The organism is Comamonas humi, assembly GCF_054782535.1.
The window spans coordinates 199,733-224,132 of the sequence record NZ_BAAGSH010000018.1; the positions used below are offsets into that span (position 1 = coordinate 199,733).

22 protein-coding genes are annotated in these 24,400 nt (G+C 66.2%); 13 read left to right on the forward strand and 9 right to left on the reverse strand.

What is annotated here, in order from left to right:
- Nucleotides 1–29 precede the first annotated feature (29 nt).
- Nucleotides 30–1,070, reverse strand: a complete 1,041-nt coding sequence (locus ACYVKR_RS19030) for an AraC family transcriptional regulator (RefSeq protein WP_460482528.1) — start codon at nt 1,068–1,070, stop codon at nt 30–32.
- A gap of 182 nt (nt 1,071–1,252) precedes the next feature.
- Between ACYVKR_RS19030 and ACYVKR_RS19035 the strand changes: the two genes are divergently transcribed.
- Genes ACYVKR_RS19035 through ACYVKR_RS19045 form a run of 3 tightly spaced genes read left to right on the forward strand, consistent with a single transcriptional unit; the run spans nt 1,253 to nt 3,913 of the window.
- Complete coding sequence (locus tag ACYVKR_RS19035) at nt 1,253–1,807, forward strand: RBBP9/YdeN family alpha/beta hydrolase (protein WP_460482529.1); 555 nt, start codon at nt 1,253–1,255, stop codon at nt 1,805–1,807.
- Between the two features lie 49 nt (nt 1,808–1,856).
- The gene (locus ACYVKR_RS19040; protein ID WP_460482530.1) at nt 1,857–2,861 is read left to right on the forward strand and encodes a Bug family tripartite tricarboxylate transporter substrate binding protein; all 1,005 of its coding nucleotides are present in this window, start codon (nt 1,857–1,859) and stop codon (nt 2,859–2,861) included.
- A gap of 59 nt (nt 2,862–2,920) precedes the next feature.
- A complete protein-coding gene (locus ACYVKR_RS19045; protein WP_460482531.1) occupies nt 2,921–3,913 on the forward strand; it encodes a Bug family tripartite tricarboxylate transporter substrate binding protein in 993 nt (330 codons plus the stop codon).
- Between the two features lie 47 nt (nt 3,914–3,960).
- On the opposite strand, the gene ACYVKR_RS19050 is transcribed toward ACYVKR_RS19045, so the two are convergent.
- Nucleotides 3,961–4,992, reverse strand: coding sequence for an AraC family transcriptional regulator (locus tag ACYVKR_RS19050; protein ID WP_460482532.1), 1,032 nt, complete (start codon nt 4,990–4,992; stop codon nt 3,961–3,963).
- A 281-nt stretch (nt 4,993–5,273) separates the two neighbouring features.
- Here ACYVKR_RS19050 and ACYVKR_RS19055 point away from each other — a divergent pair, with 281 nt between their 5' ends.
- The 4 genes from ACYVKR_RS19055 to ACYVKR_RS19070 all read left to right on the forward strand — a co-directional run bounded on the left by ACYVKR_RS19055 (nt 5,274) and on the right by ACYVKR_RS19070 (nt 9,406).
- Nucleotides 5,274–6,254 carry a quinone oxidoreductase family protein gene (locus ACYVKR_RS19055; protein ID WP_460482533.1) on the forward strand — a complete coding sequence of 327 codons (981 nt, stop codon included), beginning with the start codon at nt 5,274–5,276 and terminating at the stop codon, nt 6,252–6,254.
- Between the two features lie 13 nt (nt 6,255–6,267).
- A complete protein-coding gene (locus ACYVKR_RS19060) occupies nt 6,268–7,110 on the forward strand; it encodes a TauD/TfdA dioxygenase family protein (protein WP_460482534.1) in 843 nt (280 codons plus the stop codon).
- 30 nt (nt 7,111–7,140) lie between these two features.
- Entirely contained in the window at nt 7,141–8,151 is a 1,011-nt protein-coding gene (locus ACYVKR_RS19065; protein WP_460482535.1) for a tripartite tricarboxylate transporter substrate binding protein, read from the forward strand.
- A 178-nt stretch (nt 8,152–8,329) separates the two neighbouring features.
- Complete coding sequence (locus ACYVKR_RS19070) at nt 8,330–9,406, forward strand: porin (protein WP_460482536.1); 1,077 nt, start codon at nt 8,330–8,332, stop codon at nt 9,404–9,406.
- Between the two features lie 230 nt (nt 9,407–9,636).
- Here the strand turns inward: ACYVKR_RS19070 and ACYVKR_RS19075 are convergent, their stop codons facing one another.
- On the reverse strand, nt 9,637–10,695 hold the full coding sequence (locus ACYVKR_RS19075) for a beta-keto acid cleavage family enzyme (RefSeq protein ID WP_460482537.1): 1,059 nt from the start codon (nt 10,693–10,695) through the stop codon (nt 9,637–9,639).
- 306 nt (nt 10,696–11,001) lie between these two features.
- Between ACYVKR_RS19075 and ACYVKR_RS19080 the strand changes: the two genes are divergently transcribed.
- The 4 genes from ACYVKR_RS19080 (at nt 11,002) to ACYVKR_RS19095 (ending at nt 14,060) form a co-directional block, all read left to right on the forward strand.
- Nucleotides 11,002–12,060 (forward strand): beta-keto acid cleavage family enzyme, encoded by a 1,059-nt coding sequence (locus ACYVKR_RS19080; RefSeq protein WP_460482538.1) that lies wholly within the window; start codon nt 11,002–11,004, stop codon nt 12,058–12,060.
- A gap of 181 nt (nt 12,061–12,241) precedes the next feature.
- Nucleotides 12,242–13,231, forward strand: a complete 990-nt coding sequence (locus ACYVKR_RS19085) for a Bug family tripartite tricarboxylate transporter substrate binding protein (protein WP_460482539.1) — start codon at nt 12,242–12,244, stop codon at nt 13,229–13,231.
- Between the two features lie 2 nt (nt 13,232–13,233).
- On the forward strand, nt 13,234–13,692 hold the full coding sequence (locus ACYVKR_RS19090; protein ID WP_460482540.1) for a hypothetical protein: 459 nt from the start codon (nt 13,234–13,236) through the stop codon (nt 13,690–13,692).
- A complete protein-coding gene (locus ACYVKR_RS19095) occupies nt 13,689–14,060 on the forward strand; it encodes a hypothetical protein (protein WP_460482541.1) in 372 nt (123 codons plus the stop codon). The genes ACYVKR_RS19090 and ACYVKR_RS19095 overlap by 4 nt, the downstream gene beginning before the upstream one ends.
- On the opposite strand, the gene ACYVKR_RS19100 is transcribed toward ACYVKR_RS19095, so the two are convergent.
- The 6 genes from ACYVKR_RS19100 to ACYVKR_RS19125 form a co-directional block, all read right to left on the reverse strand.
- On the reverse strand, nt 14,049–15,080 hold the full coding sequence (locus ACYVKR_RS19100) for an AraC family transcriptional regulator (protein ID WP_460482542.1): 1,032 nt from the start codon (nt 15,078–15,080) through the stop codon (nt 14,049–14,051). The genes ACYVKR_RS19095 and ACYVKR_RS19100 overlap by 12 nt on opposite strands.
- A gap of 250 nt (nt 15,081–15,330) precedes the next feature.
- Entirely contained in the window at nt 15,331–16,461 is a 1,131-nt protein-coding gene (locus ACYVKR_RS19105) for a TIGR03364 family FAD-dependent oxidoreductase (RefSeq protein ID WP_460482757.1), read from the reverse strand.
- A 2-nt stretch (nt 16,462–16,463) separates the two neighbouring features.
- Nucleotides 16,464–18,104 (reverse strand): putative 2-aminoethylphosphonate ABC transporter permease subunit, encoded by a 1,641-nt coding sequence (locus tag ACYVKR_RS19110; RefSeq protein WP_460482758.1) that lies wholly within the window; start codon nt 18,102–18,104, stop codon nt 16,464–16,466.
- 222 nt (nt 18,105–18,326) lie between these two features.
- Complete coding sequence (locus ACYVKR_RS19115; RefSeq protein ID WP_460482543.1) at nt 18,327–19,550, reverse strand: P-loop NTPase family protein; 1,224 nt, start codon at nt 19,548–19,550, stop codon at nt 18,327–18,329.
- A 5-nt stretch (nt 19,551–19,555) separates the two neighbouring features.
- Nucleotides 19,556–20,590: a type 2 periplasmic-binding domain-containing protein gene (locus ACYVKR_RS19120; RefSeq protein ID WP_460482544.1), complete on the reverse strand. Its 1,035-nt coding sequence runs from the start codon at nt 20,588–20,590 to the stop codon at nt 19,556–19,558.
- A gap of 99 nt (nt 20,591–20,689) precedes the next feature.
- Nucleotides 20,690–21,802, reverse strand: coding sequence for a DNA-binding protein (locus ACYVKR_RS19125; protein ID WP_460482545.1), 1,113 nt, complete (start codon nt 21,800–21,802; stop codon nt 20,690–20,692).
- A 134-nt stretch (nt 21,803–21,936) separates the two neighbouring features.
- Between ACYVKR_RS19125 and ACYVKR_RS19130 the strand changes: the two genes are divergently transcribed.
- Nucleotides 21,937–22,980, forward strand: coding sequence for a site-specific integrase (locus ACYVKR_RS19130; RefSeq protein ID WP_460482546.1), 1,044 nt, complete (start codon nt 21,937–21,939; stop codon nt 22,978–22,980).
- Between the two features lie 298 nt (nt 22,981–23,278).
- Nucleotides 23,279–24,388 carry a sensor domain-containing diguanylate cyclase gene (locus ACYVKR_RS19135; protein ID WP_460482547.1) on the forward strand — a complete coding sequence of 370 codons (1,110 nt, stop codon included), beginning with the start codon at nt 23,279–23,281 and terminating at the stop codon, nt 24,386–24,388.
- Nucleotides 24,389–24,400: the final 12 nt, after the last annotated feature.

Sequence of the window (24,400 nt, forward strand, 5' to 3'; positions counted from 1 at the left end):
TTCATGGAGCAGAACTGCAGGATCCTGGGTCAATGAGTTGCGCCGCCTGAAGGCTCAGCCAGGATGGCCGCCTGTTTCTGTGCGCGGCTTTCCTTGGCACTGCAGCCAAACTGCGCCACGTACCAGCGCGAAAAACTGCTGGAGGCGGTGAAGCCCAGGATCTCGGCGATCTCGGTCAACGGGCGGTCGCTGTCGAACACATAGCGCGTGGCCAGTTCCCTGCGGATATCGTTGACCAGCGAGGAAAAGCTCTGCCCATGCTCGGACAGGCGGCGCTGCACCGTGCGCGGCACGATTCCCAGATGCTCGCTCACCCGCTCGATGGTGCAGCGCCCGCTGGGCAACAGCAGCAGGACCGTGCGCCGCACATCGTCCAGCACGTGGGCGTCGGGCGCTTTGACGGTATCGTCGATCAGCTTCTGGGCGTAGCGCGCCATGGCCGGATCGGCAAACGGGTTGCGCGCATCCAGATCGGCCTTGCCGCAGACGATGCAGTTGAACAGATGGTTGAACTCGACGGCATGGCCGAAAAGCTGGTGGTGAACGCCCAGGTCGCGCGGCGCCGCATGCTCGAAGCACACTCGCCGGGGCTGCCAGTCATTGCCGACCAGCTGGCGAATCAGCCGCACCATCACCCCCAGCGCCAATTCCACGCGCTGCCGCGTGGGCTGGTGCACGCTGCCAGCCATCACCGTTTCTCGGATCACCACCATGCCGCCGCTTTCCTCCACGGCCAGCGACAGCGCGCCGTTGAGCATGGCCAGGTGGTGGATGAGCAAGTGCAGCGATTCGCGCAGCGTGGCCTGGTCCCGGATCAGCAGGCCCACGGCACCCAGGTTCGACAGCAGGCGCGAGCGGGCCATGCACAGGCCGAAGCTCTCGTTGCCTGATACCGTGGCCGAGGCCTGCAGCAAACGGCCGACCGCCTCGACGGGGATCATCAGGTCGGGCTCGTCCAGCACGCTGGGGTTGAGCCCCGCATCGAGCAACATGCGTTCGGGGTTCAATCCGGAGGCATTGGCCACTTCCCGGTAGTTGGTGAGGCAGGCTGCACGGACAAGGGATGCCATCGTTGTAGGGCTGGTCGGGTGGCATGGAATGCAAAGCGTTTGTCATCTACGGACAAGCGCAGATGGCGCATCGCGCACACACTGGGTGTGTCGATCAATTCTACATGGCAGACCATGCCAACGAGCCTGCGGCCGCCCCGAAACGGCGCTGCCGGCGATACGAAAGCCCCACTGAAACCACCATGTCCGAGCAAGCCACCATCCTGATCGTTCCCGGTCTGCGCGACCACGTTGCGGAGCACTGGCAGACCCTGCTGGCCGCCCAGCTGCCCAAGGTGCGCACTGTACCGCCCCTGGAGCAGGATAAGCTCAGCTGCGCCGCCCGCGTCGAGGCGATCGAGCGCACGCTGGCCGGCATCGACGGGCCGGTCATCATCGTCGCGCACAGCGCCGGCTCGATGATGGTGGTCCATTGGGCACAACAAGCCACCCGCCCCATCCAGGGCGCGCTGCTGGCTGCGCCGGCGGACATGGAGACGCCCATGCCCGCCGGCTACCCCACGGTGGAACAACTGGGCGCCAATGGCTGGCTGCCCATCCCGCTCAAGCCGCTGCCGTTCCCCAGCATCGTCGCGGGCAGCAGCAACGATCCGCTGGCGCAGCTGGAGCGGGCCCGCGGATTTGCAGCCGCCTGGGGCAGCCGCTTCGTGGAGCTGGGCGCCGTGGGGCACCTGAATCCGGCCTCGGGCTATGGCGAATGGCCCCGGGCGATGGAGCTGATCCGCGAACTGGGCTAGGGCCAGGTTTTTCCCGGTTCATGCGATTCAAAAAACAAGGAGACATACGATGAAGCACCTATATACGAGACGATCGCTCGCCCGCCTGCTGGGCATCGGGCTCGCCGCAGCGGCGTACGGAGCCTGTGGCTCGTCGGCCCTGGCAGACACCACCTGGCCAAACAGGCCGATCACCCTAGTGGTGGCGTCTTCGGCGGGCTCTGGCACGGACCTGCTGGCCCGGGAGCTTGCGCAGCGCATGGCCGTCGAACTCAAGCAGCCCGTGGTGGTGGACAACAAGCCCGGCGGCAGCGGCGTCATCGGCACCCAGGCCGTGGTGCGCGCGGCGGCCGACGGCTACACGCTGCTCTACACCACGGGCAGCAACACGGTGATGGCGCCCGCGCTCATGAAGAACCTGCCTTACGACGTCACGAAGGACCTGGTGCCCGTGGCCCAGACGGTCGAGGGCGGCGTGATCCTGCATGTCAGCAACGACCTGCCGGTCACCAGCCTGCCGGAACTGGTCAAGCTCGTGAAGGCCAACCCTGGCAAGTACTCCTATGGCACCTGGGCCGTGGGCTCGTCGGGCCACCTGACGATGGAATGGCTCAAGCGCAAGACGGGCATGGACTTGCCCCATGTTCCCTACAGGCAGACCAACCAGCTGCTCACCGAGCTGACCACCGGCACGCTGAAGATCGGCTTCACCGACCCGGGGGCGCCGCTGCCCTTCATCGAGTCCCGGCGGCTGCGCAGCATCGCGGTGACCGGCGTCGTGCGCCTGCCGCGCACACCGGACATCCCCACGTTCCGGGAGCAGGGCTTCGACTTCGAGCCGGTGGGCTGGTTCGGGGTCCTGGCGCCGGCGCGCACCCCCGCGGCCATCGTGGAGCGCCTGGGAGCGTTGATCACACGCATCCAGAACCAACCCGACATGGTGAAAAAGGTCGCCGCCCTGAACGTCCAGCCTGCCCAGGCCAAGACACCTGCGCAGTTCCAGGCCATCATCCAGCGGGATCTGCAGATGTGGAAGCAGATCGTGACCGATACGGGCATCACGCTGGACAACTGAGCGGGCAGCTTCCTTTTCCCTCCACCTCCGATCGAGCATTGAAAACAAGGAGATATCCCATGATGAACACCCCCAAGAAACAGAGGCTGGCCCTGCTGATCGGCCTGGGCCTGGCCGTCGCGGCGTATGGCCCGATGGCCGTGGCCGCCCCCGCGTGGCCGAGCAAGCCCATCCGCCTGGTGGTGGCGGGCCCGGCGGGCGGCAGCGCCGACGCGCTGGCCCGCGTGCTGGCCGAAGGCCTGCACCAGGGGCTGGGCAAGCCCGTCATCGTCGAGTCCAAGCCTGGCGCCTCGGGCGCGATCGCCATCAATGATCTCAAGGCCAACGGCAAGGACGGCCATACCTTCCTGGTGATCCAGGGCGGTGCGGTCAGCGAGGTGCCCCTGGCCTACAAGGTGAACTACAAGCCCTTCACCGACATCAAGCCGCTGGCCCAGATCAGCCGCACGGCCCTGGTGCTGGTGGCCAACAAGGACCTGAAGCTGAACAACCTGCAGGACGTGGTCAAGTATGGCCAGGCGCAGAAGGAAAGCGTTGACTTCGCCTCCTACGCCACGGGCATGCGCGGGCATACCGCCGGCATCCTGCTCGGGCAGCTGACCCATATGAACATGCGGCACATCGGCTACAAAGGCTCGCCGCCGGCCCTGACCGACCTGATGGGTGGCCAGTTCCCGCTGATGTTCGATGGCGCCACCACCTCGGTGCCGTTGATCAAGGGCGGCAAGATCAAGGCCATCGCCGTGAGCTACCCGACGCGGATCGGGGCATTGCCGGATGTGCCCACCTTCAAGGAGCTGGGCTATCCGCAGCTGTCCAAGGCGGGCTGGTTCGGCGTATGGTCGCTGCCGGATGCACCGAAGGAAGTCCAGCAGAAGATGCGCGAAGTGACGCTGGAGTATTTCAAGAAGCCCGAGGCCCTGGAACGCATCAAGGCCATCGGCATGGAGCCGGGCGCACCGCTGACCACCGAAGAGCTGCAGGCCGATCTGAAGGAGGCCTACCAGGAGCAGGCGGCCTTGCTGAAGTCGATCAACTACCAGCCCGAGTAAGACGGGATGGCGCCACCGGGGCGCAGGCAGCCCCGGTGTTGCTTTTTTCAGCTGGTTTCCGTCGCCGCGGGCGTGGCCAGGTTCTGATCGCGCCAGTGGCTCGGGCTTTGCTCGAACTGCTTGGCGAACCAGCGCGAGAACGAGCTGATCTCGGAGAAGCCCGACAGGGTGGCGACATCGCCGATCGGCAGGTTGGCGTTTCGCAGCGCGCGCACGGCGGCGCGCATGCGGACGGTGTTCAGCGTCAGCTGGTAATTGGTGCCGGCCACTTCCAACTGCCGCTGCAGCGACCGCGTCGTCTGTCCCAGCATCTTGGCCACCTGCGCGATGTTGTGGTGGCCATGGGGCAGCAGCGCCTGGATGGCCCGGTGCACCTGCTGCTCGACGCTGACCGCGGCCGATTCGGGGGCCAGTGAATTCAGCAGGAACCTGGCATGCTGCTCCATGGCCGCGTCGTAGTGCGGCTGCGTGCCATGCAGGTCGTCCTGCGCCAGGACGATGCCGTCGAAGTCCGAATCGAACACCACATCGCAGCCGAACAGGGCCTGGTGCCGGCGGAGGTTCGGCGGCGCGCTGTGCGTGAAATGCACGCTGGACGGGCTCCAGGCCTGGCCGAGCTGATGCCGGCAGAGGCTGAGCAGCACCGCAATGCCCAGCTCGATGGGATGGCGCCCCGGCACATCCCGCTCGGTGGCCAGGTTCAACTGGATGAAGGCGAGCCGCCCCTGCTGCACCGTGTCCAGCACGATGGTGCTGCTCAGCAGGTGCTGGTAATCCTTCATGGTCTGCAGCGCGCTGGCCAGGCTGGCCTGGTGCTGCAGGGCCAGGCTGATGCAGCCGAAATCCGAGAGCCGCCATTCGGCGCCCATCAGCAGGCCCAGCGGCGCGTGGCTGGACTCGTGGGCGGAGGCCTCCAGCAGATCCGCGAACGATGCCTCCGGGATCCTCAGGTCCCCGGTGGACAGGCAGACCTGGTCCAGATCCATCTTGCTCAGCATTCTCAAGGGGTCCATGCCCAGTCCCTGGGCCACCTGGGAGTACTTCTTGAGGCTGATGCTTCGGACTATGGGAATGGGCATGGCTAAAGGCCTTTTGGATAGTCGTGGGTCATGCAAAAGCGCGTGCGTCGGCGAGGTCTCCAGCAGCGTCAAAAAAGGAGCCATCGCACTTTCGGCCGATGGTACTGCCAGCTTGAAAACCTCGCGTGCGCCGTAGTCACGGGTTTTCCCTTGGCTGTCGCCATTTGCTAAATGCTGGCGCTTTTGGCTAATAGCGCAAGCGGGCTGCTACTCGACAATTTTTCCACACGAAGGCCAGGGAGTCATCCCGGGCCAGGCCCATCAGAAGCAAGGAGAGCATGTTGGCAAAAGCAGTACTGTTTGACCGGACCGGTGGCCCCGAAGTCCTGTACGTCAAGGACGTGGAAGTAGGGCAGCCGGGGCCGGGCGAGGTGCGCCTGGAGCAGAAGGCCGTGGGCCTGAACTATGCGGACACCTACTTCCGTTCCGGCATCTACCCGGTGCCCCTGCCCAGCGGCATGGGCGTGGAGGGCGCCGGCGTGGTGACCGCCGTGGGCGACGGCGTGGTCAACGTCAAGGTCGGCGACCGCGTGACCTACACCGGCTTCACCAACACCCTCGGCGCCTACAGCACCGAGCGCCTGGTGCCGGCCGCGGCGCTGATCGCCATGCCCGACCAGCTGGACTTCGAGACGGCCGCCTGCATCACCATGCGCGGCCTGACGTCGGCCTACCTGATGCGCCGCATCTATGACTTCAAGCCCGGCGAAACCATCCTGCTGCACGCGGCGGCCGGCGGCGTGGGCCTGATCGTGTCGCAATGGGCCAAGCTGCTGGGGCTGACGGTGATCGGCACGGTATCGACCGACGCCAAGGCCGAAGTGGCGCGCGCCCATGGCTGCGACCACCTCATCAACTACAGCCGCGAGGAGGTGGCGCCCGCAGTGCGTGCGCTGACCGACGGGCGCGGCGTGGACGTGGTGTTCGACAGCGTGGGCAAGGACACCTTCATGGCCTCGCTCGATTCGCTGCGCCGCCGCGGGCTGATGGTCTGCGTGGGCACGGCCAGCGGCCCCATCCCGCCGTTCGATCCGCACATCCTGGCGCGCAAGGGCTCGCTGTACCTCACGCGCCCGGCGCTGGCCGACTACATCGCCGATCCGGCCGAGAAGCAGGCCCTGCTGGCCGAGCTGTTCGACCACGTGAGCCAGGGCCGCATCCGCATCGACATCCAGAAGCGCTATGCGCTGGAAGAGGCCGAGCAGGCCCACCGCGACCTGGAATCGCGCAAGACGGTGGGCGCCTCGGTATTCGTTCTGTAAGGAGACTAGACCCATGCAAGTTCGCAAAATGACCTGCACCATCGGTGCGGAAATCTTCGGCGTCAGCCTCGGCGACGCATCGCGCGATGCAGGCCTCGCCGAGGCCATCAAGGAGCAGCTGCTCGAGCACAAGGTGCTGTTCTTCCACGACCAGAACATCACCCGTGCCGAGCACGCGGCGTTCGCGCGCTATTTCGGCGATCTGGAAGACCACCCCGTGGCCGGCAGCGACCCGGACCACCCCGGCCTGGTGCAGATCTACCGCAACGACAAGCGCGAGAACTACGAGAACAACTACCACACCGACGGCCAGTGGCGCGAGACGCCGGCGATGGGCGCTGTGCTGCGCTGCATCGAATGCCCGCCGGTCGGCGGCGACACCATCTGGGTGAATATGGTCGAGGCCTACAAGAACCTGCCGCAGGAGATCAAGGACAAGATCGACGGGCTCAAGGTCAAGTGCAGCATCGAGCACTCCTTCGGCGCCGTGATGCCCGAGGAAAAGCGCAGGGAGCTGGGCCGCAACAACCCCATGGTCGAGCATCCGGTGGTGCGCACCCACCCCGAGACGGGCGAGAAGATCCTCTACGTGAGCAGCTTCTCCACCCATTTCGCCAACTACCATACGCCCGAGAACGTGCGCTTCGGCCTGGACAAGACGCCCGGTGCCAGCATGCTGCTGAACTACCTGATCAGCCAGGCGTCCATCCCCGAATACCAGGTGCGCTTCCGCTGGAAGCCGAACAGCGTCGCCATGTGGGACAACCGCTGCACCCAGCACTATGCCGTGCAGGACTACTGGCCCGCGCCGCGCAAGATGGAGCGCGCCGCCATCGTGGGCGACCGCCCCTTCTGATACCGGCCAAGACCGAAGGAGACACTCCCCATGCACCACAACAAACCCACCCCGACGCGCCGCTGGGCACTGGCAACCGCCCTGGGCCTGGCCTGCGGCGTGCCGATCGCCCAAGCCCAGGCCCAGGCGCAGTCGCCGGTCAGCTGGACGAGCAAGCCGCTGCGCCTGGTCGTGGGCGGCCCGGCCGGCGGCAATGCCGACGCGCTGGCGCGCCTGCTGGCCGAGGGGCTGCACCAGAAGCTGGGCAAGCCGGTGATCGTCGAGTCCAAGGCCGGCGCCGCTGGCGCGCTGGCCGTCAACGACCTGGCCGCCAATGGCAAGGATGGCTCCACCTTCCTGGTCATCCAGGGCGGCATCGTCAGCGAAACCCCGCTGGCCTACAAGGTGCACTACCAGCCGTTCAAGGACCTGAAGCCGCTGGCCCAGCTCAGCCGCAACGGCCTGGTGCTGGTGGCCAACAAGGAGCTGCCGGTCAACAACCTGCAGCAGCTGGCCGACTACGGCAAGACGCAGAAGGACGGGTTGATGTTCGCCTCGTATGCCACCGGCATGCGCGGCCACACCTCGGGCGTGGTGCTCGGCCAGGCGCTGGGCGTCCCGATGAAGCACGTCGGCTACAAGGGCTCGCCGCCAGCGCTGACCGACCTGATGGGCGGCCATGTGCCGCTGATGATGGATGGCCTGACCACCTCGCTGCCACTGATCAAGGCCGGCAAGATCAAGGCGCTGGCCGTGAACTACCCGACCCGCATCTCCGAGCTGCCCGACGTTCCCACCTTCAAGGAACTGGGCTACCCCAGGCTGGCCGAGACCAGTTGGTTCGGCGTGTGGTCGCGCCCCGAGGCGCCGGCCGAGGCGCAGCGGGTCATTCGCGAGATCTCGCTCAAGTACTTCGCGCAGCCCGAGGTGCAGAAGAAAGTCCGCGAGATGGGCATGGAGCCCGCGGGCACCGCCACCTCCGAGGAGCTGATGGCAGGACTGCAGCAGGCCTACAAGAGCCAGGCCGAGATCCTGAAGGCCATCGACTACCAGCCGCAATAAGACAAGTGCCCCGGGCAAGCGCCCGGGGCGGCCGGCCTGCAGGGCGCCGGAGGGGTAGGGCATCTTTTCGCCAGGCAATGGGGCGCGCAGCCGTGCGCCCCAGGAATGGGTGCGTCCGCATTTCGTTTCAGTATTAGACAAACCAAGGAGAACGGTCGTGAAGAAAATGAAGCTCGCAATGGCTTGCGCCGCAGTGGCGGCGGGCCCCGCCGCGATGGCGCAATCGGTGCAGATGTATGGGGTGGTGGACATGGCCCTGTCCGCCTACCGCGCCGACGGCGTGGGCACCCGCACCATGGTCACGTCCAACGGCAACCAGGCCAGCCGCCTGGGCTTCCGGGGACGCGAAGACCTGGGCGACGGCCTGACCGCCGGCTTCGAGATGGAGGCCGGCCTGAACCCCGACGTGGGGGGCGGGCAGGCCACCAACACCAACAACCAGCCCAGCGGCAATGCCGCCGGCGGCGTCACCTTCAACCGCAAGTCCTATCTGTTCATGGACAGCAAGGCCGGCCAGTTCCGCCTGGGCCGCGACTATGTGCCGGGCTTCTGGAACCTGTTCGCCTACGATCCCTTCCGCAACGGCGTGGGCATCGGTGGTTTCTCGACCTATGGCGGCACCTCCACGGTGTTCCGCGCCTCCAACAGCGTGGGCTATTTCTCGCCGGGCTGCTCCAGCTTCACCTGCAAGGGCTTCTACTTCCAGGCCATGTACGCCTTCGGCGAGAACCGCGCCGCCGATGCCAACAAGGGCGACGGCAACTACTGGGGCTGGCGTGCAGGCTACGGCGGCGCGAACTGGGACGTGGCGATCTCCGACGGCAGCACCAAGAACACCGCCGCGGCCAACTATGGCCAGCGCAACATCGGCGGCTCGTACCACTGGAACGACCACCGCCTGATGCTGCTGTGGGGCGAGAACCGCACGGGCAACCACCTGGCGACGCTGGGCGGCGCCAACCGCATACGCTTCAGCCAGATCGGCGGCTGGATCTCGACCGGCGGCGCCAACTACATTCCGGTGAGCATCACCTACCTCAAGCGCAATGACGCGGTGGACAGCAGCGCGCGCAAGTTCTCGGTGGGCTATGTGCATACGATGTCCAAGCGCACCGCGCTGTATGGCACCTATTCGTATGTGTCCAACGGCGGCACGCTGAACCTGCCGGTCAGCTCCGGCACCGAGCTGGGGCCCATCCCCACGGCCGGCGGCAAGGCATCGGGCTTCGATTTCGGCATCCGCCATACCTTCTGAAGGCATGGGGCTACGCGCCCTGTTTGGCCTGGCCCTTGCGGCCAGGCCTTTTTTTATGCCCAAACGGATTTTGCATGAAAATGCCATCCAGCCCTCATGCATCAAGCGCAAGCAGCTCTCATTTTTGATACGCCACTGCCGGCGCGCGGCCATAAAAAAAAGCCCCGGGGCCTGGCGGGCACCCGGGGTAGACGGAGGCAACTCGCGCGGCCGTCGGGCCGCATTCACTATCACATGCTCTTGCGCAGGAAACCCTGGTTACCGCCATTGCGGTTGGGCGCGAAGCCATTGGCGGCCAGGCTTTCTTCCACGGTGTCATAGAACACGCCGATCTTGCTGATCTCGCGGGCTTCCTTGGCGGTGGCGATCGGGCGGCCGAATTCGCGCGAGATGCGCACCAGCTGCTCGATCTGCGAGACCGTGCTGGCCTTGGCGCTGCGGTCCTGGTTCCACAGGCAGTCTTCGGTGCCGCAGCGCACGTGCAGGCCGGCGGCGATGCCCCACATGTTCACCGGCAGCACGTTGCGCGCATTGCTTTCGACGGTGAGCACGGCGCCGTCCGGCACGGCACGCACGAAGTTCGCCAGGCTGTACAGGCTGGGCGTGTCCATGCCGCCGGCGATCGCCACCCAGTTCATCACCAGCGGGCCCATGTAGAAGCCGCGGCGCATCAGGCGCTCGACCGATTCGAAGCTGTTGAGGTTGTAGCACTGGAAGGCGCTCTGGATGCCGGCCTTGGTCAGGCGGCGCACATGCTCTTCGACCCAGCCGGGCTGGGCCGGCACGGTCATTTCCTTGTAGGCGTGGAAGATGGCCGGGTTCTCGCGCGAGGTGCCCTTGAAGTCGGCATCGTCGACCTGGTCGGTCACGTTCATCTGCGAGGTGTTCACCGTCACCGTCACCTGGTCGGGCACGGGGTCGAGGTCGGCCAGCATGTGGCGCGTGTCGTCGGAGAGCCACTTGGCGGCCTGGCCTTCGTCCTCGGGGGCGAAGCTGATCGAGCCGCCCACCTGGATCACCATCTCGGGCACGGCCTTGCGCACGCCGGCGATCAGCTCGTTGAACTTGGACAGGCGCTTGCTGCCCTTGCCGTCCAGCTCGCGCACGTGCAGGTGCAGCACGGTGGCGCCGGCGTTGTAGCAATCGACGGCCTTCTGGATCTGGTCCTCCATGCGGACTGGAATGTCTTCCGGAAAGTCCGCCGGCAGCCAGCCCGGCGCGTAGGGGGCGGCCGTGATGATCAGCGGCTGCTGGTTTTCGGGGAAAAGGTGTCCGTCGAGAAAGTTCATGGAGGTCTCCGATGGTTGAGGTATATGCCCAGCCGCGGCTGGCGTCCGGCCCGGAAAGTCCCAGGCTGAACCGGCAGTACTGAACATTAAGACCGCAGGCGCGCCGGCTGCTATTCCAAAGACACGCGTGGCTTGTCAATTTGTGCCATGGGGCCCGTCCGGTGGTTTTCGCGGACAAATCCGCCGCTGGCCAGCGAGCATCGCCATGTCCCAGATAGGCAAGATCATGTCCCAATAAGGCAAATGAAAAAAGACGCTGCGCCAGATACTGGCTCCATTGACATTCCCACCTGGAGACATCCCACCATGAACTTCCTCGACGGCCACCTGTATCCCGAAAACCAGCAACCGCTGATCATCACCGCCGCGCCTTATGCGCCGGGCTGGATTCCCGCGGACTTCCCCGAAGACATTCCCGTCACCATGGAAGACCAGATCCAGAAAGCCGTGGACTGCTACGAAGCCGGCGCCACCGTGCTGCACCTGCATGTGCGTGAAGAAGACGGCAAGGGCAGCAAGCGCCTGTCCAAGTTCAACGAACTGATCGCCGGCGTGCGGGCCCGCGTGCCCGAGATGGTCATCCAGGTCGGCGGCTCGATCAGCTTCGCCCCCGAGGGCCCGGACGGCGAGGCCAAGTGGCTGAGCGACGACACCCGCCACATGCTGGCCGAGCTGACACCCGTGCCCGACCAGGTGACGGTGACGGTCAACACCACGCAGATGAACGTGACCGAGCATGCCGGCGAGGACGACTTCCGCGGCGTCTCGCGCGGCTTCCCGCACCTGCACAAGACCTACAAGGACATGATCGTCCCGTCGAACCCCAGCTTCGTCGAGGAACACATCCGCCGCCTGACGGCCGCCGGCATCCAGAGCGAGTTCCAGGTCTACAACATCAACAGCTTCGAGACCATCGAGCGCATGATCCGCCGCGGCGTCTACAAGGGCCCGCTGGTGATGAACTGGGTCGCCATCAGCGGCGGCATGGATCAGGCCAACATCTTCAACCTGGCCAACATGCTGCGCGCCGTGCCGGACGGCGCCATCGTCACGGTGGAAAGCTCGGTGCTCAACGTGCTGCCCATCAACATGATCGGCATCGCGCTGGGCCTGCACGTGCGCTGCGGCACCGAGGACGTGCTGTGGAAGCAGGACCGCTCGGGCAAGATGAGCTCGGTCGAGCAGATCAAGCAGCTGGTGCGCATCGCCGGCGAGTTCGGCCGCCCGATCGCCACCGCGCAGCAGGCCCGCGAGATCATGAAGATCGGCGTGTTCTACGAGACCGCGGACGAGACGCTGGCCGCCAACGGCTTCGCGCCCAACCGCAACGGCGCCAACCAGGGCTTCCTGCGCAAGCCGCTCTGAAGCCCGCAGGGGCAGGGCGCCGGGAGCATATCCCGGTTTATCAAAAATGATAGTGGCCAGCGCTTGGTATATCTGGATTCTGGATGAATTTCCATTCAGAAGCGAGCAGTAACAAGCGCTAGCAGCTATGCTTTTTGACAAGCCCAGCCCCACGCACGAACCGCCATCGAGGAGCAAAGCAATGTCAATATCACTGAGCCGCAGACAGCTGGTTCTGGGCGCGGCCGCATCGCTGGCCAGCGGCTGGGCCGGCGCGCAGGGCAGCAAGGCCTGGCCCACGCGCCCCATCCGGGTCATCGTGCCCGGCGGGGCAGGGGGCATCCTGGACGTGCTGGCGCGCCAGCTCTACACCCGGCTGCAGGAGACGCTGGGCCAGCCCTTCGTCATCGACAACCGGCCCGGCGCCAACGGCCTGATCGGCTCCACCGCCGTCAAGAACGCCGCGCCGGACGGCTACACCATCCTGCACAGCACGGCGTCGTCGATGGTGATGGGCGAGGCGCTGAACCCGGCGCTGCCGGTCAAGACGCTGCGCGACCTGGAGCCGGTGGTGCTGTCGTCGGTCGGCGGCGTGCTGCTGGCCGTGCATCCCTCGGTGCCGGCCAAGACGCTGCCCGAGCTGGTCGAGCTGCTGCGCAAGAACCCCGACAAGTACCCGTCGTACGGCAGCTGGGGCGTGGGCTCGAACGGCCACCTGACCATGGAGTGGCTCAAGCAGCGCACCGGCATCAGCGTCAACCACGTGCCGTACAAGACCGCGCCGGCGCTGCTGACCGACATCGTCTCCGGCGTGATCCCGATCGGCTGGATCGACGTGGTCTCGCCGCTGGGCTTCATCGCCCAGGGCAAGCTGCGCGCCATCGCGCTGACCGGCACCGTGCGCAGCCCCAAGCTGCCGGAGGTCAAGGTGCTGTCCGAGCAGGGCTACCCCTTCACCGCGGCCGGCTGGCAGGGCGTGTTCGTGCCCAAGGGCACGCCGCCGGAGATCGTGGCGCGCCTGCACGAGGCGGTCAACCACGAGCAGGTGCAGCCCGCCTTCCGCGAAGCCCTGATGCAGGCCAACATCCCGCCCGCGCAGGCCGTGAGCCGCGAGGCCTTCGTGCAGACCATCACCAACGACCTCGCCACCTGGCGCAAGGTGGTGGTGGACGGCAACATCAAGCCGGAGTAGGGATGCGGATCGCCTCGCACGCCGACAAGATCGGCCGCCTGCTGGAGCTGCGCGAGCGGCTCGATCCGCTGCAGGACTTCGAGCTGTGGTACTGGACGGGCCTCACGGCCGGCACCAACATCTGGAACGCCTCGCTGCACGCGGCGGGGCTGACCAGCGAGGAGCGCGTCTTCTCCACCATCCCCGGCGTGCACGTGGTGCCGCAGGCCGACGGCAGCTGCCGCCGCGAGCTGCGCGGCCCCGGCGACGTGAGCCATGTGGGCTGGCCGGCGATTCCCGGCGACATGCCCGAGCCCATCCAGCGCCTGGAGGCCGCGCTGCATGCGCTGGAGGAGCACCGCGACCCGTGCCTGCGCGGCGACCGCGCGCCCAGCGAGGCCATCGTCGCCGAATGCAACCGGGCGCTGGAGCAGGCCGTTTCCGTCTACCACGCCCTGGTGGGCCAGGAGCTGCGCGCATGACCCCAGACAACCACCGCCACCGCGCCGAGCGCATCGAGCGCTCGCTGGCCCATCTCACCGACGCGGATTGGGAAATCCGCATCGAGGCCGCGATGCTGGCCGGCACGCACTGGGTCAACTACGCGCTGCACCAGCGGGGCGTGAGCATGGCGCAGGAAGACATGGTCCATGCCTCGATGTGCCTGGTCAGCGTGCTGCGCAAGTACCGGCTGGCCGAGCCGCTGCTGATCGAGCAGCTGGAGGAAATCGAGGAGCTGCGCCCGCTGTATGTGCGCGGCGACCTGGACGGCGGCCCGCAGGCGGCGAGGAGGGCGCTTGCGCTGCTCGACGCGATAGGCGCGCGGGCGAGGGCGCTTTCAGCGGGCTGATGGTGTCGCCATATCCGCAGCCTGCTTGCTCCATTGCGAGGCGCTGCAGCCGAAAAGGCCCTGGAACCAATGGCTGAAGCTGCTGGGCTGCGCAAAGCCCAGCAGCTCGGCCACCTCGCCGAGCGGCAAATCGCTCTCGCGCAGGTGGTGCTTGGCCAGATCGGCGCGCACCTGGTTCAGCAGCTGGCTGAAGGTCAGTCCCTCGACAGCCAGCCAGCGGTGCAGGGTGCGGCGATCCACGTTCAGGTAACGCGCCACCTCGTTGGCCGTGCAGTTGCCATTGGGCAGCAGCGCCAGGATGATCTGGCGGCAGGTCTGCTGCGTGCTCTCGCTGCGGTCCACCAGGGCCGCCTCCAGGTACTTGCGCGCAAAGCCGGCGGCCACCTGGTCGCCGTTCTCGCGCGGCCGCGCCAGGTCGCTCGCCAGGCAGACCAGGCCGTTGAACTCCTGGTTGAACTGCACCGGCCGGCGGAAGAACGCCCGGTGCGCCGAGACGTCCTGCGGCGGGCGGTGCGTGAAACAGACCTCCAGTGGCTGCCACTGCTGGCCGATCAATTCGCTGAGCATGCGGAACATGGTGCCCACGGCCAGCTCCACCGACTGCCGCATCGCCAGCCCCGGCGTGGGCAGCAGGTCTTCGCGGATGATGACGGAGCCGCCGGCGTCCTCGACGCGGATCATCAGCGAGGCGTTCACCAGCTTGAGGTAGCGGCACAGCGTGTCGAGCGCGGCGCGCGGCGTGGGTTCCTCGCGCAGCACCAGGCTGATGGGCCCGAGCGCCGAGAGCCTGCGCCGGGCCGCGAGGCGCAGCGCCAGATCTTCGGTATTTGTGGCGCGGGCCGTGATCTCCAGCAGCTCGCGCATGGCATCGCGCGGGATCAGCATCTCCGTATCCTGCAAAAAGCCAGCCTGCAGGCCCACGCTGCGCATGAACGCAAAGGGATCTCTGCCCAGCGACTGGACCAGCTCGACATAGCCGTCCAGGCTGCCGCTGCGTATCAGGTGGGAAATGTGTTTCATGCTTGGCGCCGCCGGCGGTAGTTTGCCTCAGCTTGCGGCGGAATGCGCCGGTCTGCGGCAGACAATTTGCCGTGGAAAGTTGGAAGATGGGGGCTGCCTGGGGCTGCTTTAGGGGTTGGCGGCCTTGGCTCTGTACAATCTCACTGTGTAATTTATACGATGTATATTATGTTAAGTAATAAATGGACTTTCCAGCGCAGATCCTCCACTTCCCAGCCGCTCTCCTGAAATCCGGCAATTCCCCCGAAGCCTACCAGGCCGCAAACGTATCGTGTGCCACGCCAAAACCGGTGCTGGCCCCGGTGCCGCTGGTGACGATGGCCACGCGCGTGGCGTCGTCCGGGGCTTCGATGATGCAGTCGGTGTGCGGCGCCGATGGATAGATGCCCACCCAGCGTTCCACAACCTCCAATTCTTCGATGTGCAAGGCCTCGCGCAGATGCCGCAGGATCAGCGCATCGACCTGCTGGCTGGCAAAAGGCGGCACGGCGGCGCCGTAGTGGTGCGAATCGCCCACGACCAGGCTGCCATCGGCGCTTTGCACCGCGATCAGGTGAATGCCGTGCTCCAGGCTGGCGGGTTCTTCCTGCTGCAGCTGTTCCAGCAGCTTCTGCGCCGCTGGCAGCCGGCTGTAGCCGTGGTAGCGCACCAGGCTCAGGTCACCCATCACCGCCGATTGCAGCTTGAAAGCCGGCTGCGGCCGCACGCGCAGCATCTGCAGCTGGCACAGCCGCACCTCGTGCTGGGCGAATAGCTCGCGGTACAGGCCATGGATGTCGGCATTGGTGCAAACCACCACGCGCTCGGCATGCAAGATGCCGCAGGTTGTGCGCACGCGCGGCGTGGCCACTTCGAGCACGGCTTCGCCGAAGCGAAAGACCACGCCATGCCGCTCGGCCAGCCATGCCGTGAGCTGGGCTATGGCCTCGCGCGATTCGATCCGCAGCTCGGCCGAGCTGTGCAGCACGGCCTGGGCGCGGTCCAGCCGCAGTTCGGGTGCATGGCGCGCGGCCTCGGCCGGCGACCAGAGGCTGCAGCCTTCGGCCATGCCGGTCTGCATGAATTCCTCCAGCACCGCCAGCGCCTGCGGCCGCGTGGCCACCAGGTTCAGGCCGGTGTGCAGCACGGCGATGCCGGCCTGCGGCGCGACCTGGGCCCAGATGTCGCGCGAGAGGCGGGCACGGCGCCAGGTGTCGCCGCTCCCCTGCCCTGTCACCGTGATGAAGCCGAAATTGCGGATGGAGGCGCCGACGCAGGCCGCATCGCGCTCGACCACGCAGACCCTGAGGCCGCGCTGCGCCGCCGTGTAGGCATGGGCCAGGCCGACGATGCCGGCGCCGACCACGATCAGGTCGAAGGAGTCGCGTGCAGACACGGCCAGCCTCAGACGCGCTGGCGCCAGCGCTGGGTGCGCTGCGTCAGCCACCAGCCGAGCACCTGGTACAGCACCGTGGCCACGCAGGACACGAGGGCGATCAGCACCGCCATTGCCGCGGCGGCGGCCGTGTCGCCGGCTTCGTCGAGGTTGAGGATGGCGACCGCGCCCAGGCGGTTTTCGGGCGCATAGAGGAAGACCACGGCCGAGATCGTCGTCATCGCGGCGACGAAGTAGTAGCGCGACACCTCGAGCAGCGCCGGCAGGCACATGGGCAGGGTCACGCGGCGCAGCGTCACGTAGAAAGGCACCTTGAGCGAGGCGCTCACGGCCTCGAACTCGCCGTCTATGGATTTCAGCGCCGTCACCATCGTCATGTGGCCGGTGGTGTAGTAGTGCATCACCGTGCACAGCACCATCAGCGCCATGGTCTGGTACAGGCCGTTCAGCGGATTGCCCGGCGCGTTGAAGAAGAAGATGTAGCCCAGGCCCAGCACCAGGCCGGGCACCGCCATGGGCAGCATGGCCAGCAGGCGCAGCAGCGGCCGCAGCCAGGCGGCGCCCTTGGTCTTCTCAAGCAGGTAGGCGCCGGCAAAGACGATGACCGGCCCGGCAACGGCAGCGCAGACCGCCATCTTCAGGCTGTTGAAGATGGCGGTTTCCACGCCCGCATCGACCAGGCCGCTGGTGTAGTGCGACAGCGTGGGCTGCAGCTGGTACGGCCAGAAGCTGGCCAGCGAGGCAAACACCGCCATGCCGAACATGGCCAGCATCAGCGCTGCCGCCAGCCAGCAGCCGGCCAGCGCGATGCGATCGCGCAGCGCATGCGGGCGCGGCTGCAGCACGACGGACTTGGCCGTCAGCACGGCGGTCTGGCGCTTTTGCACCTGCATGTCGATCACATAAGTAAGCACGGCGGGCGCGAGCAGCAGCAGCGCCACGACGGCGCCGCGCTGGAAGTCCTGCTGGCCGATGACCAGCTTGAACACGTCGGTGGCCAGCATGTTGAAGTTGCCGCCGATGACCTTGGGAATGCCGAAATCGGTGATGACCAGCGTGAACACCACCAGCGCCGCCGAGACCAGCCCATAGCGCGCCGCAGGCACGGTCACCGTCCAGAACTGGCGCGCCGCGCTGGCGCCCAGCGCGGTGGCGGCCTCGTACAGGCGCTGGTCGCCCACGGCCAGCGCGGTGACGAGGATCATCAGCGCATGCGGGAAGGTGGCAAAGCACTGGGCCAGCACCACGCCGGGCGCGCCGTAGATGCTGGCGAAGCCCAGCGACTGCCAGAACGCCTTGAGCGCGCCCTGGTTGCCGAACCAGTAGATCATCGAGATGGCCGACAGCAGCGACGGCGCGAGCAGCGGCAGCAGGCTGACGGCGCGTAGCACGCCCTTGCCCGCCATGCAGGTGCGCGTGAGCGCGTAGGCAAAGCCGAAGGCCAGCGGGATCACGATCACCGTGACCAGCAGCGAGACCCAGACGCTGTTCCACAGGCTGGCCAGCAGCGCCGGTGAGCGGAAGTAGGCGATGAAGTTGTCGAAGGCGCTGTGGGCGGCAGCATCGGCCGCGTTGATCGACGGGCTGAACGCCTGGGCCAGCAGGGCCAGCAGCGGGGCCAGCAGGCCTACGGCCATCAGCGCGGTCATCAGCAGTAGCGCCACATGTGCCAGGCGGTCGGCGGGGGCGGTCTTGAGCCGCAGGGCCTGGGGCCGAAGCAGGGGCTGCGCTTGTTCGAAGGGAGTGCTCACGGGAGGTGTCCGGTCCCGGCGGGGCGGGGATGCATGCTGTCAAAAAAGTGAGCTGTTGGCGCTCATTGCATCTGGCTTTTCATATTCTTTGGCATGAAAAACCAGATACAGAAAGCGCCATCAGCTATGGTTTTGTTTGTCGACCGCAAAGATCTTGAGCTGCTGCGGCTGGATGCCGAACTGCAGCCAGCGGCCGGGCTGGATGTCGAGCTGCGCCCAGGTGGCTATCGAGAACTGCAGCTGCAGCTTGTGGCCGGGCAGGCGCTGGGTTTCCACATGGGCCACGCAATGCGAGCCCAGGAACTCCATCTGCTCGACCACCCCGCTCCAGGCGTGGGCGCCCTCCTCGTCCGCCGGCATGCCCGCAACAGGCATGGCCGTGCAGTTTAGGATGCGGCAGTCCTCGGGCCGCAGGTAGGCCACGACCTCCTGGCCGGCGCGCAGGCTGGCCGCCTGCGGGCAGAACAGCCGCTGGCCGGCCAGCAGCACGGTGCCGTCGCCGCCGGCAATGGCGGGCAGGCGGTTGGCCTTGCCGATGAACTCGGCCACGAAGGGCGTGGCGGGCCGCAGGTAGATCTCCATCGGCGTGCCCACCTGCTCGATCACGCCGTGGTTCATCACCACCACGCGGTCAGCCACGGACAGCGCCTCTTCCTGGTCGTGCGTGACCATGATGGTGGTCACGTACAGGCGCTGCTGCAGCGCGCGGATCTCGTTGCGCAGGTGTACGCGCACCGTGGCGTCGAGCGCCGACAGCGGCTCGTCCAGCAGCAGCAGGCCGGGCGACATGGCCAGCGCGCGGGCCAATGCCACGCGCTGCTGCTGTCCACCGGACATCTGCGCCGGGTACTTGTCGCCGCTGCCAGGCAGGCCCACGGTGTCGAGCAGGCCCTGCACCTTGGCCTCGACCCGGGCGCGCGGCTGGCGCTGGCTGATCAGGCCGTAGGCCACGTTGTCGGCCACCGAGAGGTTGGGAAACAGCGCATAGGACTGGAACACAATGCCGTAGTCCCGCTGCGCGGCCGGCAGGCGCGAGATCTCGCGGCCGGCCTGCCAGATTTCGCCGCCGCTTTGCGCCTCCAGCCCCGCAATGGCGCGCAGCAAGGTGGTCTTGCCGCAGCCCGAGGGCCCGAGGAAGCAGACGAACTCGCCGCGCTGGATGTCGAGATCAATGCTCTGCAGCGCGGTGAAGGCGCCGTACTGCTTGTGCAGCTGGCGGATGGAGAGGTAAGGCGCCCCGCCCGCCTCGCTGCCGCCGGGCGCGACCGCGCCGGCCGCCGGCACGGCCGACGGGCGCTGCACCGCGGCGGGCGCATCCTCGATGAAGCGGGCCATGGCGGGCATGGGCATTACTTCTTGGCCTCGCTCTTGCCGTCGTAGCGGCGCGTCCACTCGCCCAGCACGCGCTCGCGGGTGTCGGCCATCTTGGCGAAGTCGAGCTTGATCAGGCGGCTCTCGTAGTCGGCCGGAATGCTGTCGAGCTTGGGCGCCACGCCGGGCACGGCGGTGACGGCGAAGTTCTTGCCGTACAGCTGCATCGCATCCTTGCTGGCCGACCAATCCGCCAGCTTCTGCGCGGCTTCCAGGTTTTTGGTGCCCTTGTAGATGGCGGTGCCTTCCAGGTCCCAGCCCAGGCCTTCCTTGGGGAACACCAGCTCGATTGGCGCGCCCTTGGACTTGTTGACGTGACCGCGGTACTCGAACGAAATGCCGGCCACGTACTCGCCTTGCGCCGCCATGTTGCAGGGCTTGGAGCCGGAGTGCGTGTACTGCGCGATGTTCTCGTGCAGCGCATCCATGTACTTCCAGCCGCCGCCCTTGCCGCTGTCGTCGCCGAACAGCTGCAGCCAGGCCACCACGTCGAAGTAGCCAGTGCCCGACGAGGCCGGGTTGGGCATGACGACCTGGCCCTTGAACTCGGGCTTGGTCAGGTCGTGCCAGCTGGTGGGCACGGGGATGTTGCGCTTCTTGGCTTCCACCGTGTTGAAGCAGATTGTGGCGCCGAAGACGTCCATGCCCACCCAGTGCGGCGGGTTGCGGCCGTCGCGGTACTGCGGCGTGACGGCGGCCAGGTTCTTGGGTGCGTAGCCCTGCAGCATGTCGTTCTTGTCGAACAGCGCCAGGCTCGATGCGGCCACGCCCATGATCACGTCGGCCTTGGGGTTGGCCTTCTCGGCCAGCAGCTTGGCGGTGATCACGCCGGTGGAGTCGCGCACCCACTTGATGGCGATATCGGGATGGGCCTTGTTGAAAGACTCCTGGTAGGCCTTGAGCTGGTCGATCTCCAGCGCGGTGTAGACGGTCAATTCCGCCTTCTGCGCCCAGGCGCCCACGGTACCCACCAAACCCACGACCAGCGCGGCCCACGTCTTGCGATGCAACATTCGAAATCCTTGCGTTGACTGGAGGCCGGTTCCCTCGAAAGGCGAACCAGCCCGGACGGCCGCAAGTATCTGAATGTGGCGTGACAGCGCTGTGACGCGTCAATGACGGCGCAATGACAGGCGCCCGGGGCGCGGCACGGCGGCTGCATTGGCCCTGGCTGCGGCCGGCCGCAACGGCCTGCGTGCCGCCCTGCCCTCGCCGGCTTGCGCATCGGTTGGGGAGCTTGCCTGGCGCGCAGCCGCCTCGGCCTGCGCCTGCCACTGCGCCAGTTGCTGCTGCAGCAGTGCGGTGCGCGCGGCCTCGGCTTCGCCCTGCGCCGCGTGCAGCGCCTGCATGTCCTTCAGCTGCCGGGTTCCCGCGGCGACCTGTGCCTGCGCGCGCTCCAACTCTGCCTGCAGTTCGCTGCGTTCGCGCTGCCATAGGGCCTGCTGCTGCAGATGCTGTTCCTGCTCCTGCCGCTGCGATTGCAGCAGTTGCTTCACCTCCTGCCGCACGCGGTCCAGCTCCTGCAGGTGGTGGCGGTTCTGCGCGTCCATTTGCTGCTGCTGCGCCCGTTGCTCGGCGGCGTGCTTTTCGCGGGCCTCGTCCCACGAGCGCCGCGTGAGCAATACCTCGCGCTCCAGCTGCTGGGCTCGCTCGGCCTGGCGGGTGATGGTCGCATCCTTGTGCGCGGCGGCCGCCTCCAGTTCGGCGATCCGCACGCCTTGCAGCCGCGCCTGCGCGTGGGCTGAGGCCAGGGCCTGCTCCAGCGCGGGCCGCTGCTGCTCGAAGGCTTCGCGCTCGGCCTGCAAGGCGGCCTGGGCCTGCGCCAGATGGCTTTCGCGCTCTTCCAGGGCCTCCATCCGCGCCTGCAGGGCCTGCTGCGCCGCCTGCCCAGCCTCTTCCACCGCGCCTTGCCACAGCGCATGCATGGCTTGGCGCAAGGGGTCGGGCAGCAGCGATCGCCCTTGCGCGCCCTCCTCCACAGCCTGCGAAGCCACCGCTGCACCGGTCATGCCTGGACGCTCGCCGCCGCCAGCACCACGCAGTCGCGGCCCCAGCGTGGCAAACCATTCCTCCAGCATCGGGCTCACGGTATTGGGCGAGCCGCGCCCGAGCTTGAGGCGCACGCGCTCGATGGTCGGGCGTTTGCCCTCCTGCAACAGCGCATCGGCCGCCTGCCACACCTCGTCGCGCTGAACACCGCGCGCGCTACGCAAAATGCCGTTCATCTGCTATCCTTCGCCTTATTACTTTCGATAAGTGATATTTATCGAAAATTAACTCATGTATTACGTAATATTTTATACATCATATGTATGAAATTCAACATATAAATTCTCTCACCGCCGATTTGCGCCCTTTGGTGCCCTCTGGCGCCCAGGGGCTGGACGCCGGCGGCGCGCAGGCCTTGGCCGCGCTGCTGGCCGAGGGCGAATCGCCCCACACCATCAGCAGCTACCAGGCGGCGCTGCGCTATTGGGAGGCGTGGGTACAGCTGCGCTACCGGCAGGCGCTGGCCCTGCCCTTGCCGGCAGCGGTCGTGCTGCAGTTTGTGGTGGACCATGTGCAGCACCGCGCCGAGGCAGGCCTGCAACAGGCACTGCCACCCGAGATCGATCAGGCGCTGGTGGCCAGCGGTGCCAAGGGCAAGCCGGGGCCGCTGGCGCTGAGCACCGTGATCCACCGGCTGGCGGTGCTGTCCAAGCTGCACCAGGTCCGGCAACTGCCCAATCCCTGCCAGGACGCCGAGGTGCGCCACGCCATCACCATGGCCCGCAAGGCCTATGCGCGCCGCGGCGAACGTGCGCAGAAGAAGGCCGCTCTCACCCGCGCACCGCTGGAACTGCTGCTGGACACCTGCGACGACAGCCTGGCGGGCAAGCGCGACCGCGCGCTATTGCTGTTCGCCTGGGCCAGCGGCGGGCGGCGCCGCTCCGAGGTGGCTGGCGCCACGCTGGAGCAGTTGCATGCCATCGCACCAGGACAATATCTTTATGAGCTGAGCCACTCCAAGACCAACCAGACCGGGCGCGATCTGCCAGAGAACCGCAAGCCCATCGTCGGCGTGGCTGGCCGTGCGCTGGGCGAGTGGTTGGCGGCCTCGGGCATTGCGGCAGGCCCCCTCTTTCGCCGCATCTACAGGAACGGGCGCGTGGGCAGCGAGGCGCTCACACCCGTATCCGTCTCGGCCATCGTCAAGCAGCGCTGCGCGCTTGCGGGGGTGGAGGGTGATTTTTCGGCGCATTCGCTGCGCTCCGGCTTCGTCACCGAAGCCGGCCGGCAAAGCATGCCACTGGCCGACACCATGGCGCTCACCGGCCACCGCAGCGTGCAGTCGGTGCTGGGCTACTTCCGCGCCGAGTCGCCGTTGCACAACCCTGCGGGCAAATTGCTGGAGTCCGACTAGGCGGCTGCCCTGCAAATGCTCCAAAGCGATTGAGCCTTGAGGCAGGCCCGCACCACTTCGGATGCGGGATATTGCCCCCTGATCCGACAAACTCGGGTTGGTTCTGCCGTACTGATTTGAAATTTATTCAATGAAAATTAATAAATCGGCACAAGGGCAGATGCATAAAATCAAAAGCTGCATGTTGAAAAGAGCATGCATCCTCGATCAATCAGGCCATAAACAATAACTTACAAAATTAATTCTATCCTGCCTTCCTGCCTCTTTGGGGCGTAATTACCAGGGGTATATACCTAGCATGCAGATGACCGGCGCTGCGATGGAACTGGAACGAGACCCCTCGGGCCTTCAACAAGACAATGACTGGCCTAAAAGCTGGAATTTCTCCTGCCTGATATTTCGGCTGCGCATGCTGGGCTTGGCGCTGTGTCTTCTGGCCATAGCACCCGCTTTTCATGCCTTGAGTATTCCGCTATGGGTCGGCGTGGCTGCAATAGCGCACACCATTGTCTGGCCCTATATGACGTATTGGCACCTGCAAGCCAATGGCGGTTCATTCAAGAGCCGCAATAAACATCTGTGCATCGACCATCTGCTTGGCGGTCTCTGGACGGTTGCCGCCGGCTTCAATATGCTGCCATGCCTGCTGATGTACGCCGTAATGACCCTCGGGAGCGTGGTATGCGGTGGCTGGAAACTGATGCTCTATGGCTTGCTGGCACATATCGCAGGGATGGCCCTCGGTGTGCTTTTGCTGCAGGTGCATTGGGCGCCAGAATCCAGCCTATGGGATATTGCAGCCTGCTTGCCATTGCTGCTGGCCTATCCCGCATTCGTTGGCATGGCCATCCGCCGCGCCTGGAGGGAGTTGAGCGCCCAACGCACCGCACTCATGGAGTTGAGCCTGCGCGACGCCTTGTCGGGCTTGTACAACCGGCGCTATTGGGACCGCCGGGTGGCCGAAGAATACGCACGGTTTCGCCGAGGCGGTAATGAGGCCTGCCTGGTATTGATCGATCTGGATAACTTCAAGAATGTCAACGACCAATATGGCCATCCGGTCGGAGATGATGTGATTCGCCGTTTTGGCCGCATGCTGGCCAAGGATCTGCGCAATATCGATGTGGCATGCCGGTATGGCGGCGAAGAGTTTGCGTTGCTTCTGCCCAATACCTCGCCACAGACTGCCAATGAGGCCATGAGGCGCCTGCAAAACCGGCTGCATGAACAACCCTTGATCCCGCAGACGCTGGTCACCGCAAGCTTTGGCATCGCCGGCCTGTCGTCCGAGATGAAGACGGCGGCGGACTGGATTTCGCAGGCGGATCAGATGCTCTACCAGGCCAAGCACAGGGGGCGCAACCGCATAGTTTCCACAGGCATGTCTGCTGTTCTTCGGCGGGCATGAGCCCTCTTGTAC

Bases quoted from the DNA above. Each gene is read 5' to 3' on its own strand.
- ACYVKR_RS19030 (WP_460482528.1), bottom strand. From the start codon at position 1,070: ATGGCATCCCTTGTCCGTGCAGCCTGCCTCACCAACTACCGGGAAGTG.
- ACYVKR_RS19035 (WP_460482529.1), top strand. From the start codon at position 1,253: ATGTCCGAGCAAGCCACCATCCTGATCGTTCCCGGTCTGCGCGACCAC.
- ACYVKR_RS19040 (WP_460482530.1), top strand. From the start codon at position 1,857: ATGAAGCACCTATATACGAGACGATCGCTCGCCCGCCTGCTGGGCATC.
- ACYVKR_RS19045 (WP_460482531.1), top strand. From the start codon at position 2,921: ATGATGAACACCCCCAAGAAACAGAGGCTGGCCCTGCTGATCGGCCTG.
- ACYVKR_RS19050 (WP_460482532.1), bottom strand. From the start codon at position 4,992: ATGCCCATTCCCATAGTCCGAAGCATCAGCCTCAAGAAGTACTCCCAG.
- ACYVKR_RS19060 (WP_460482534.1), top strand. From the start codon at position 6,268: ATGCAAGTTCGCAAAATGACCTGCACCATCGGTGCGGAAATCTTCGGC.
- ACYVKR_RS19065 (WP_460482535.1), top strand. From the start codon at position 7,141: ATGCACCACAACAAACCCACCCCGACGCGCCGCTGGGCACTGGCAACC.
- ACYVKR_RS19070 (WP_460482536.1), top strand. From the start codon at position 8,330: ATGGCTTGCGCCGCAGTGGCGGCGGGCCCCGCCGCGATGGCGCAATCG.
- ACYVKR_RS19075 (WP_460482537.1), bottom strand. From the start codon at position 10,695: ATGAACTTTCTCGACGGACACCTTTTCCCCGAAAACCAGCAGCCGCTG.
- ACYVKR_RS19080 (WP_460482538.1), top strand. From the start codon at position 11,002: ATGAACTTCCTCGACGGCCACCTGTATCCCGAAAACCAGCAACCGCTG.
- ACYVKR_RS19085 (WP_460482539.1), top strand. From the start codon at position 12,242: ATGTCAATATCACTGAGCCGCAGACAGCTGGTTCTGGGCGCGGCCGCA.
- ACYVKR_RS19090 (WP_460482540.1), top strand. From the start codon at position 13,234: ATGCGGATCGCCTCGCACGCCGACAAGATCGGCCGCCTGCTGGAGCTG.
- ACYVKR_RS19095 (WP_460482541.1), top strand. From the start codon at position 13,689: ATGACCCCAGACAACCACCGCCACCGCGCCGAGCGCATCGAGCGCTCG.
- ACYVKR_RS19100 (WP_460482542.1), bottom strand. From the start codon at position 15,080: ATGAAACACATTTCCCACCTGATACGCAGCGGCAGCCTGGACGGCTAT.
- ACYVKR_RS19110 (WP_460482758.1), bottom strand. From the start codon at position 18,104: ATGACCGCGCTGATGGCCGTAGGCCTGCTGGCCCCGCTGCTGGCCCTG.
- ACYVKR_RS19115 (WP_460482543.1), bottom strand. From the start codon at position 19,550: ATGCCCGCCATGGCCCGCTTCATCGAGGATGCGCCCGCCGCGGTGCAG.
- ACYVKR_RS19120 (WP_460482544.1), bottom strand. From the start codon at position 20,590: ATGTTGCATCGCAAGACGTGGGCCGCGCTGGTCGTGGGTTTGGTGGGT.
- ACYVKR_RS19125 (WP_460482545.1), bottom strand. From the start codon at position 21,802: ATGAACGGCATTTTGCGTAGCGCGCGCGGTGTTCAGCGCGACGAGGTG.
- ACYVKR_RS19135 (WP_460482547.1), top strand. From the start codon at position 23,279: ATGCAGATGACCGGCGCTGCGATGGAACTGGAACGAGACCCCTCGGGC.